Source organism: Gordonia sp. (in: high G+C Gram-positive bacteria), assembly GCF_049647785.1.
In the GTDB taxonomy this organism is placed as follows: Bacteria; Actinomycetota; Actinomycetes; order Mycobacteriales; family Mycobacteriaceae; genus Gordonia.
Genome location: NZ_JBARYI010000098.1, coordinates 37,086 through 47,036, shown reverse-complemented (window position 1 = coordinate 47,036; position 9,951 = coordinate 37,086). Strand labels below are relative to the sequence as shown.

Genomic DNA, 9,951 nt, shown 5'->3' with positions numbered 1-9,951 from the left:
CACAAAAAATACATCTTATGTGGCATAAGAAAATCCAAAACACACTATCGAGTTCTCAAAGAACACACACCCACCAGCACCAACCCAGCAACAAAACCAGGCCGAACTCCAGCAAGCATCTGAAATTTTTGTTTGGCGCTCCGTCTCCGGCGCGACCTTTCTAACTTAACACCCGGCTTCGATGTTCTGCAAATCGTTGGTTTCTGTTGAGATTCCGTTGATTTTCAGTTTCGAATTAAGGTGTCGACCCCAGGCAAAATCACCGCGAGTTTGTCGCGGTGACGTTTTGTTGGGGGTTTGTCTTTGCGGCCGGGCCGCTCTGACTTCAAATAAGTTACGCACAGATGGAGAGAAGGTCAAATCGCCAGGTCAGGGCGCTAAATTTCCTACGAAGCGACCGATCCCCCCGCCTGTACCTATTTGTCACAGTGACGGAACATGTTGGACTTTCCCTTTATTGATTCACCAAATCCTTCTGCGGGTCGGGAAACGAGGTTCCACATATGTTTACGTTACTGCGAGTTACAGATACTGTGGTTGTATCCGGCCGCGCTTCCTTGGCCGGGCAGTCCACAGTTGGAGGCAACATGAGCCAGTTCGTTTCGACGGCACTTTCGCGCATTGTGATCGACGGGGCGCTACCCCTGGTCGACTCCCGGATCAAGGCGTCAGCCACGCCCTACTCAGGTAAGCCGGCGATGACGCCGAACCTCGGGTCCCGTTGGTCGATGATTCATTACGGGATCTTCCTCCCTAAGCTGCCCGACCCCTACCGCTATCTGAACACCATGACCCTGATCGGCGCGACCGGAACCGAGATCTTCGACAACGACCAACTCGTAGCTCCGGACGCACGCCAAACAACCACCGTCCTCAGTTCCACGGCGCACAGCTCGCCGGAACACGAGGACCAGTACATCTACCGGGCCTACTCCACCGACGACGACTGCGATTTCGCCGACGACGGCTCCCTCCTACGTTGGGGCAACGATCTGACCATCGCCGTTGACGGCAATACCGCGCGCATCACCGGCCGTTACCCGCACTTTGCCGTCGACCTCACGGTCAACCTGACCGACCAGGTCTCATACTTTGTCCGAACCCCCATCTACGACCACTTCAGTCGTCTCGCCCCGTACGAGGGAATGATCAGCGACGCTTCCGGGAGCACACAGATCGAAGGGTTGGGAACATTCGAGTACGCGCGGGCGATGACTCATCAGCGGCTGTTTCGGTCCCCGATCGCGGACCGATGGAAGCTCCCCGCGGACTTCTTTACCTACCAAATCATTGAAATCGACGAACGGACCCAGGTGCTGCTGACGTGTGTCAGCGCTCGCGGTCGTACCGCGTGCCTCTTGATGCACTTGCGAATCCTCGGCGAGGAGACGGCGGTATTCGCCGATACGACCTTTGAAGTGACGGAGTTTGGCGAAGATCTCGTCGACGAGTGGGGGCGTCGAATGCGGGTGCCTGCCCGATTCCGCTGGACGGCCCGAAACGGGGCTGGCCAAGTGCTGACATTGGATGGCGAACCCGACAGCGCGTGGCGGTTTGGTCACGGACGCGGGTATGTCGGTGCGTACACGTACTCCGGAACTCTGCGCGGCGAGGCCGTCCACGGCACCGGATACATCGAGTGGGTCGATACGCAGGCGGAACCCCGAACACTCTGGGGCTAGCTCCGTTTCACCTACCTGGCGGTCCGCAGTGGCGGTCTGCGAGGCGCAAATCGAAAACTGCTCGCTCGGCAGCTGAAGGCTTCGTTGAGACGATTGCGACCGCAGTCACTCGCCGCCCGAACTTCGCCCGATAGCATCCAAGGTCGCGGGACTTCCTCACCCGCAGGCACTAGGAGAAGTCATGTCGGACCGTCAGAAGATGCTGTCGATCGTCGAAGAATCACCGGCGGCCGTCGCCGTGCACGACAAGGCCCAGTGGCTGGGCCTATTCACAGCCGACGGCATCGTCAACGACCCCGTAGGCTCGGAGATCCACCAAGGTCCAGAACAGCTCAGCGCGTTCTATGACACCTTCATCGCCCCGAACAACGTGATCTTCCATCCCGAGCACGACATCGTCTGCGGCAACACCGTAATGCGAGACCTAGAACTTGAGATCCGCATGACCGATCGCGTGATCCTCACCGTCCCCATGCACTTGCGTTACGAGGTGGCCGACGACGAGCACGTCAGCGGGCTCTTCGCGCATTGGGAGCTGCCAACCATGGTCGCGCAGTTCGGCAGCAAGGGTGTGTGGGCGCTGCCGTCGTCGTTGAAGCTGTCGACGCGACTGCTCAAGAACCAGGGACTCGCGGGCACCATGGGTTTCTCCCGCGCTTTCAAGAGTGCCAGCACCAAGGGCAAGGCGCAGGCAGCGGCGTTCCTCGACGCTGTGACCGGCTCCGACAACGCAGCCCTGGCTCAGTTCTCTGCGGTCAACGTGACCTATGGGACGCAACAGCTAGATTCGGCTGACTCGCTGCTCAGCAAACTCGCGGGCTGGACGGCGTCGAAGTTCATTGCCGCTGGCAAGTACGTCACCGTCAGCCTCACCGACGGCACCGACCATGCGGTTGCGATGTGCACCTTCGAGGGCGGCACGCTGACCGACGTGACCGTCTTTGTCGAAGCGTAGAGATCCGCGTTCGCGTAGTTCGTTGGTTCTCGCTCCGTCTGGGACGGAGCGAGAACCAACGAAGTACGCGGATAGGGAAAGCAGTGCGCTGAACTGCGCAAAGAGTGTGCTCCGCCGCCAGGACTCGAACCTGAAATGCCTGAACCAAAATCAGGAGTGTTGCCGATTACACCACGGCGGATTACTGCGGAAATGATTGTGCCATAGTGCAGGCGGAGAGCACTCAACCGGTCCGGGAGGCGCGCCGTTCCCGCGACTTCTGCTCACTGTAAGAGAGCGTCTCATAGGCCGAAAGTCGTTCCGCGGCGCGGCGACGTTGGGCTCGCCCCTCGCGACGGCGCCACGCTGCGGGACGTAGTGCAGTCTTCCGACGCATCGACGCGACTTCTCGTTCAAACCGAGCCTGGCGGTCGTCATCCCACTCGACGCCATACGCGGCCCTAACTGTCGGACCGACAACGCCCCAGGTAAGCAGACGAACCCTCGGCATCTGCTTAATCATTCGACGCTTGTGGGAGTAGGTGGTGAACACCTGGAATCCCACATCGCCAGCGCGCACCGTTTCCGGTGGATCATCGGGACCCGATCGTGGCAGCGGGATCGGATACCGCGCCTCCCCCTCCGCAATAAGCTGTCGGAGCGCGCCATGACTGGTCGGCCAGTCCGACCGCCGCATCTGCAGAGTGGTCCCGACGCGAGCGAAGTCCGCGACAAGAACATCGAGAACGTCGTCGTCGATCGGCGACACCAGCAACTGGTAGATGTCGAGCATGCTGACGCACCAGGTTGCCGCCACCCAGAGCTGGAAGCGCGGATCGAACGACGGCTTGCGCCGCGTGTCCGGCGATGCCTTCTCCGGAACCCGAATACTCGCGTGAATCCGGTTCACTTCCCGGACTAACGCCGCAATCTCCTGGTCGTCGCACGCGGCGACCATCCGCATGTACTCCATGGTGCGCGACCACCGGTGTGAAGCCCGGTTGCCGTAGCCACCACTGTCGATCTCCGTCTGCGCTACTGCGGGGTCGGCAAGCTGCATCAGCGCCGCGCACGGCCAGAGCAAAGTGCTCACCGAATCGTCGAGCACTTCCGAAAGCGTGGGCCGAGATCGCCTTCCCCCTACCTTGCCATCCACGCTCAGATCATTGCCTTGTCGTGCTTGATGCGGTGTTGCAGGTCCCGCAGTAGCCAGCGACTACCGCCGAACCGAATGAACTTCGGCAGGAACTTGTTAACCACCGAGACGAAGGTGAAGAGGTGCTCGAACCGGCGGCGGTCGTCGTCGGTCCATTCCAGACCCAACTGGGCGTGAAAAAGCGGCGGCAAGAACCCGATGGTGAGGAACCGCAGCAGATTTGAGAACGGCAGTCGAAGCAGCGGACTGATCATTCGCAGGTCGACGAGGTCGTTGAGGAAATCGCAGGTGGTGTCGTCGATGACGACGCGCTGGCAGGCGCGATTCCAGTAGAACTCGAAGTCATTTCGCGTGGGCGGCCACATCTCGTCGGGCACCTGCAGGCTGGTACCAAGCGTCTTGCACGACTGGTAGAACCCATCAGCTTCCTCTGGGCTCATCACGCCGTGCAGCAGTTGGTGCGAATCTTCGATCCCGATGTACAGGCATGCGGCCACCCAAAGTTGCAGCTCGCGATTGAAGGCGTTGTATTTCACCGGGCTGCGTTCGTCGTCGCGCACGTGGCGATGCGCGGAGTTCACCGCCTCGCGAAACTTAGCCTTCTCCTCGTCGGTGCCGAGAATGGCAACCGCCAAGTACTGGGTGGTGGTGCGCGCCCGTTTCCACGGGTGAACCATCAGCGCACCGGTCTCCACCTTGCTCTCCATGACCCCGTAACCCACCTCGGGCCAACCGAGTTGCATCACGACGTTCGCGGCCGCGCCAGCGAATCCCCAAAAGTCGAGCGACTCCTGCACCACCGCAGGCTTGCGCAGGCTGGTCACGCGCCGCTTACGCGTGCTGATCCTGATTCTCGTCTGCTCGGTGCGCAGTTCCGGCGTCACCGTGGCCAGATCGGTCAGGTACTTCGTGTGGTACTTGGTCCACTCCGGGACGGGCCTGCTGTTGTCTGGCTTGCTTGCATCGGGCGCGGCATCTGCCGCATGGTCGACGGTCATTTTCGGTTCTCCTGTCGGGTTACACGGTTTGGACATCGTCGACTAGCCAGCGGTCACCGTCGCGTTTGAGCGAAAGGACCATGCGATACGACTGGTCCTTGCCTTCCGGCGCGACGACGTTGGTCGCCTTCTGATCGACGAACGCAATGACGGTCGCGGTGTCGCCGTCGATTGCCTGCACGGCCGAATGCGATACCTTCGCGGTGGCCACTCCCTGTCCATTGGCGACGATTTCAGTGAGGGCCTTGACCATCTCGTCGTACTTCGCGGCAAACTGCTGCGTCGACATGGCCTTGATGGCCTCGCGGTTCTTATTGAGGTCGCGGTAGTCGAAGCTCGCGAGCTTGGTGGCGTAGTCGTTAGCGACGGCCGTTACCTGGGTGCGCTCACCATCACTTGCTCCCGATGCGTCGGCGAAATAGTGGTAGCCGAAGAACGCCGTCGCAGCCACGAACGCCACCAGAAGCAGGGACAGTACCGCCGTCGACCGCCTTGCCGCACCCGTCCGCCTACGACCGCCGCGCAGCGGAGCCGTCTTGCGGGCCGCACGCTTGGCCGCGTTCGACGGCGCGTCCGCAACCTCCCCGATTTCAACCTCCCCGCCTGAAAGCTCGGGCTCTTGCACCGTGCTACTTGCCATTTCGGGTCCTTTCCAACAGTTCTTGCCACATCAAGAGAAGTTCCGCGCCGTCTGGGATGAGCAACGGATCGCTTACCGCAGGTGGTCCCGCCACGCCGCCAGGCTGCTTCCAGTTGCGGGTGCCGAGGTCGTTTGGCCGCGGAGCGTTGACCGCACCGCGCTGGCCGTGACCGTCCCCCGGCGGGCAGTAGCGCGCCAAGTTCGGCTGCGACGGCGACAGGTCGCCGATGGTGCGGCGCGGCTCGTCGTAGAACAGGCACACCGGCCCCTGAGTGCCGAGCAGTGTGAAGTCGGCGCGGTTGTTCTTGACGATGGACCGCAGGTCCTTCAGGCCCTGCGGGATGGTCTTAAGGCCGGTGCGAAGCGCGTCGCTGCGGTCGGCGATGATCGGCTCCACCGCGACCAGGTTGGCGAGCACGCCACCAAACGTTCCGCGGTACTTGTCGAATAGCGCGGTCGCGCGATCGAGTGCCTGCGGCGAATGATCGAGCAGGTAGACGAACACCGGTTGCGCGCTGTCGAGTTGGCTGGTGAAACTCGCCGCGGACTTCATGCCCTTTTCGAAGCTTGCGGTGGTGTCGGACATCGCGTCGAGCACATCGACCCAATCCCCGAGAAGCCCGGAGATCAGTGGCGCGTTGCGGCGGACCATCGCCGCCAGCGCCGAACCGTTGGCGACCAGCTTGGCCATCGAGTCGGTGTCGCCGGCGAATGCCGTCGCGAGTTCGGTGCCGATGGTCGCGATCGATCCGTCGCGGACGGTCGCCAACAAGGTCGCAGCCTTGCCGATGATCGCGTCCATTTGCATGGGTTGCTTGTCGGCGGGTGCGGCGATGCGATCGCCGTCGTGTAGGAAGGGACCGGACGCCGAGGTGGTCACGATGTCGACGCTTTGAATACCTGCCATCGAACCCATCGTCACCTGGACGTAAGCGTCCTTTGAGATCTCGGTGCCGCTGCGGAGGGTGAGCTCAATGTCAGCCGACCCACCGTCGCTTGAGAGCTTCGACGACGTGACCGAACCGACGTCGACGCCGCGCAGCGTGACGCCTGTGCCCTCGCTGAGGCCGAACGCATCCTGAAGCGAAGCGTGCAGGCGCAGCTTGGACCCGAAGCCCTCGGTACCCGTAACGAAGTTGATCCCCAGCGGCATCACGAGTGCGGCGACGGCGATAAACAACAGGAACTGAAAAGTTCCAACGGGAAGGCGATTTCTCATCGTCGGCCCTTCTTCGTCGGCTGCTTGGTTCGCGGTGCAGGCTTTTCGGATCCGGCTGCGCCGCCGGTCAGGACGTCGGCGAGCTCGCCGGGCGTCGGGAGCGGCTGACCGGACGCGAGCATGCCGCCCGTGAGAATTTTGTCGATGCTGCCGGGCACGTCGAGCGCCCCGTCGAACGTCAGATAATCGCCGCGGACCGCCGACGAGAAGTTCGCCATGAAGGCGTTCATCTGGGTGAGCGTCTGCCCGACGTCCTTGTTAAACGACCCCAAAGCACCGACAAGCGTGCTCGCGTCAGGAACCAGTTGGTTGAGTTGCTGCTGCCTGCCTTGGGTGATGTCGGCCAGATTCTTCGTCAGCCCTGAGGTTTGGGTCATCAACGCGGCAATGCGATCGCGCTGACCCGAAAGCACCGCCACCGCCCGCGGCGTCTGGTCGAGGAACTCGGTGACCTTTCCCTGATTCGCGGCAAAGACCTCGCTGACCCGCGCCGCCGCCTGCATCGCCCGATTGAAGTCGCGGGTGTAAGGCGACGACGTCGACAGCAATCGGTTGAGGGTGTCGATGAGGTCGCCAACCTTGTCGGACCTGGTGGCGAAGGCCTCGTTGAGGCTGCTAATGATCGACTGCAACTGTCCGAGCCCGCTGCCGGTCACGACGGTGCCGAGTGCGGCGAGGGTGCCCTCCACCTGGGGTCCGATGGAACTGTCGTCGACGCCGATCAGACTGCCGTCGGTCAGCTCGCCCTTCGGATTCGCTGGTGGCTCCAATCTGATGAACGGTGTCCCGAGCGCCGACGGCACCTCGAGTGCCGCGGTCACATTGGCTGGCAGGTTGATATCCCGATCGAGTTTGAGGGTCAGCCTCGCTCCCCTGCCGGTGAGGCCGATATCGACGACGCGACCAATCACCTGCTGGCCGGTCCGAACGTCGGCGCCAGCCACTACGCCGTCGGCCACCGCGAAGTCCGCGGTCACGTCAATGCCTCCGCTGCCGCCGCCGACCGGCAAATCTTGGAGCCCGTAGGCACAGCCGGTGAGCGACGCGGTCAGCGAGACGCCAACCACGACAGCCGCGGTCTTCGAGGTGAGACGATGCTTCCGGTTTCTCATCGGGGACCTTCCTTCGGCGCTTGCGGCAGTGCCCCGGTGATTGTCGAAACGATGCCGAGCGGGTCGGACATCGAAATCGGAAACGAGATCGGATTGGTGAGTCCGGCGCCGGTGCAGATTGGCATCGGGAACTTGTCGCACAGCGGCTTCAACGTCTTGAACTGCGTCAGCGTGGTCGAGACATTGAGTCGGATACGACCGCGGCGGTCGGGTCCGACGGTGCTCGAAAGGTTCTGCATCATCAGCGGCGCCAGATCCATAAACTCGGCGAGTCCCGAACGGTTGGCCGCCAGCACTTTGCCGAGCTCTTCCAGGTTGCTCGCGACGGTGCCGACATCGTCGCCGTGTTCGGTGACAAACTGGTTGATCTGGTCGAAGACAATCTTGAGGTCGTTGATGGGAGTCGCGATATCTTGGTTCGCGGTGCTCCACTGATCTGACAGCGCCCCCATCGATCGCACGAGGCCGTCGAGAGAGACCTGCTTGGCCTTGAAGGTGTTCATCAGTTGATCGAGGCTGACGATGAGCCCTTCGACGTCCCCGCTGCGCGCCCCGATGATCCCGCTCGCCGAGGACAGTTCGGACAGTGCCCGCGCAAACTTCGGACCACCACCGGCCCACGAGTCGGCGGTCCGGTTTAGCAGGGTGCCGAGGTCACCGCCGGGCGGAGCACCGGAGTCACCGCCAGCGCTTGGACCCAAAATGTCGGTGATGGTGCTCATGCTGCCGAGCAGTTGGTCAAAGCTGATCGGCGCGCGGGTGCGCTTAAGCGGGATGGTCGCGCCGTCGTCTAGTTGCGGCCCACCGGTGTACGCGGGTGCCAGCTCAAGGTGTCGCTCACTGATGATCGACGGATTCTGGATCAGCGCCTGCACCTCGGCCGGTAGCTTCACCCCGCCGTCGATGGTCATGTCGACGAGCACTCGGTCGCCTTTGGGAGTGAGGGAATCGATGCGCCCCACCGGAACCCCGAGGACCGTCACCTTAGAGCCTTCGTACAGCCCGTTGGTGAAAGCGAACTCGGCGCGGACGGTGCGGACGTCCGGCTGACGGATGAACGCGAACCAAAGGCCGGCCACCAGGGCGGCGATCAACGCGAGTACCAGCATCACGCGGCCGCCGTATCGCTTGCGTTGCCGAACCTCTCGAACCTGACGAAACGCCATCTAGCTGCACCCCTTCATGACTCCGAGGACGCACAGCAGGCTGTCCGGGAGAATCGCTGAGGGCGACGTGACGTCGGCCCAGTTGCCGTTGCCGGTGGAGTCGGTGATGGTGCGCATCGACGGCGGCAGGTTGGTGAGGATCTTGGTGATTTGGTCGGCGTTGCTCGCGAGAGTGTCGGTGACCTCGACGATGTTCGTCGTCAGCTGGGCCATCGGAATCTGCGGGAACGTCGATGCCATCTGGCGCAGCACCAGCCGCAAGTTGTCGGCCAGCCTGGTGAGCAGGTGTCGCCGAATCACCAGCATCTGAGCCACCGACTGGGCATTGCCGAAAGCCTTCGCGATGGAATCGGACTGCTGGGCAGAGATCTCGGCAAGTCCCTTGGCCGTCGACAGCAGCTGGTCGAGTTGCTTTCCGGTGCCAGTCACCGCAACAGCGGCCCCGCTAATTCCCGTCATGGAAGCGGTGAGTCGATCGGCGTTCGGCACGAGGTCTTGCATCGTCGTCATCAGGCTGCGCATCACCTGCGGGTTGATCTCGTCCGACGTGGTGACTGCATCCGACGACAGGTCGTCGAGGCTGTAGGAGTTCCCGGCGCGACTCAACGGGATGGTGTTGTTTGGGCCAACGCTGCCGCTGCCGGCGGGAATGATCTCGAGGTACCGCTTGCCCAGGACGGTGCGCAGCCGGACATCCGAGCGCGTTTGGTTGCCGAGGGGCTGGTGATTGTCGAGCCGGAAGCCGACGCGCACCCGGTCACCGGCGAGGTCGATCGACTCGATGCGCCCGGCCGGAACACCGGCAACCAACACCGGGTCGGCGGTAGTGAGACCGCCAGCATTGGGGAGCTCGGCGGTGTACTCCGAGGTTCCCGACCGGTAGGTCAATTGCGGGATGCCAATGGCCCCAACCATCAGCAGCACGAGGACGAAGATTCCCGCGGTGCCGAGAACGGCGGGCGAGGCACCGCTGTTGCGGCGGCCGGGTTTGAAGATGAACTCCAGAACCCCGACAAAGATATCGATGAGGCGAACTAGAAACAC

At 62.4% G+C, this 9,951-nt stretch carries 9 protein-coding genes and 1 tRNA gene; 2 read left to right on the top strand and 8 right to left on the bottom strand.

Going from position 1 to position 9,951, the window contains the following annotated elements:
- Positions 1-587: 587 nt before the first annotated feature.
- Positions 588-1,682: a DUF6670 family protein gene (locus WBA38_RS17960; RefSeq protein ID WP_424323250.1), complete on the top strand. Its 1,095-nt coding sequence runs from the start codon at positions 588-590 to the stop codon at positions 1,680-1,682.
- A gap of 181 nt (positions 1,683-1,863) precedes the next feature.
- Positions 1,864-2,637: a nuclear transport factor 2 family protein gene (locus WBA38_RS17955; protein WP_424323249.1), complete on the top strand. Its 774-nt coding sequence runs from the start codon at positions 1,864-1,866 to the stop codon at positions 2,635-2,637.
- A 109-nt stretch (positions 2,638-2,746) separates the two neighbouring features.
- On the opposite strand, the gene WBA38_RS17950 is transcribed toward WBA38_RS17955, so the two are convergent.
- The 8 genes from WBA38_RS17950 to WBA38_RS17915 all read right to left on the bottom strand — a co-directional run bounded on the left by WBA38_RS17950 (position 2,747) and on the right by WBA38_RS17915 (position 9,951).
- Positions 2,747-2,818: transfer RNA gene (locus WBA38_RS17950), tRNA-Gln, on the bottom strand.
- A gap of 42 nt (positions 2,819-2,860) precedes the next feature.
- The gene (locus WBA38_RS17945; protein WP_424323248.1) at positions 2,861-3,709 is read right to left on the bottom strand and encodes an oxygenase MpaB family protein; all 849 of its coding nucleotides are present in this window, start codon (positions 3,707-3,709) and stop codon (positions 2,861-2,863) included.
- Positions 3,710-3,774: 65 nt separating this feature from the next.
- Complete coding sequence (locus WBA38_RS17940) at positions 3,775-4,770, bottom strand: oxygenase MpaB family protein (RefSeq protein WP_424323247.1); 996 nt, start codon at positions 4,768-4,770, stop codon at positions 3,775-3,777.
- A gap of 19 nt (positions 4,771-4,789) precedes the next feature.
- The gene (locus WBA38_RS17935; protein WP_424323246.1) at positions 4,790-5,410 is read right to left on the bottom strand and encodes a hypothetical protein; all 621 of its coding nucleotides are present in this window, start codon (positions 5,408-5,410) and stop codon (positions 4,790-4,792) included.
- Entirely contained in the window at positions 5,400-6,629 is a 1,230-nt protein-coding gene (locus WBA38_RS17930) for an MlaD family protein (protein ID WP_424323245.1), read from the bottom strand. Before WBA38_RS17930 ends, WBA38_RS17935 begins: the two co-directional genes overlap by 11 nt.
- Entirely contained in the window at positions 6,626-7,741 is a 1,116-nt protein-coding gene (locus WBA38_RS17925; RefSeq protein ID WP_424293950.1) for an MCE family protein, read from the bottom strand. The genes WBA38_RS17930 and WBA38_RS17925 overlap by 4 nt, the downstream gene beginning before the upstream one ends.
- Positions 7,738-8,907, bottom strand: coding sequence for an MCE family protein (locus WBA38_RS17920; protein WP_424323244.1), 1,170 nt, complete (start codon positions 8,905-8,907; stop codon positions 7,738-7,740). Before WBA38_RS17920 ends, WBA38_RS17925 begins: the two co-directional genes overlap by 4 nt.
- The gene (locus tag WBA38_RS17915; protein WP_424323243.1) at positions 8,908-9,951 is read right to left on the bottom strand and encodes an MlaD family protein; all 1,044 of its coding nucleotides are present in this window, start codon (positions 9,949-9,951) and stop codon (positions 8,908-8,910) included.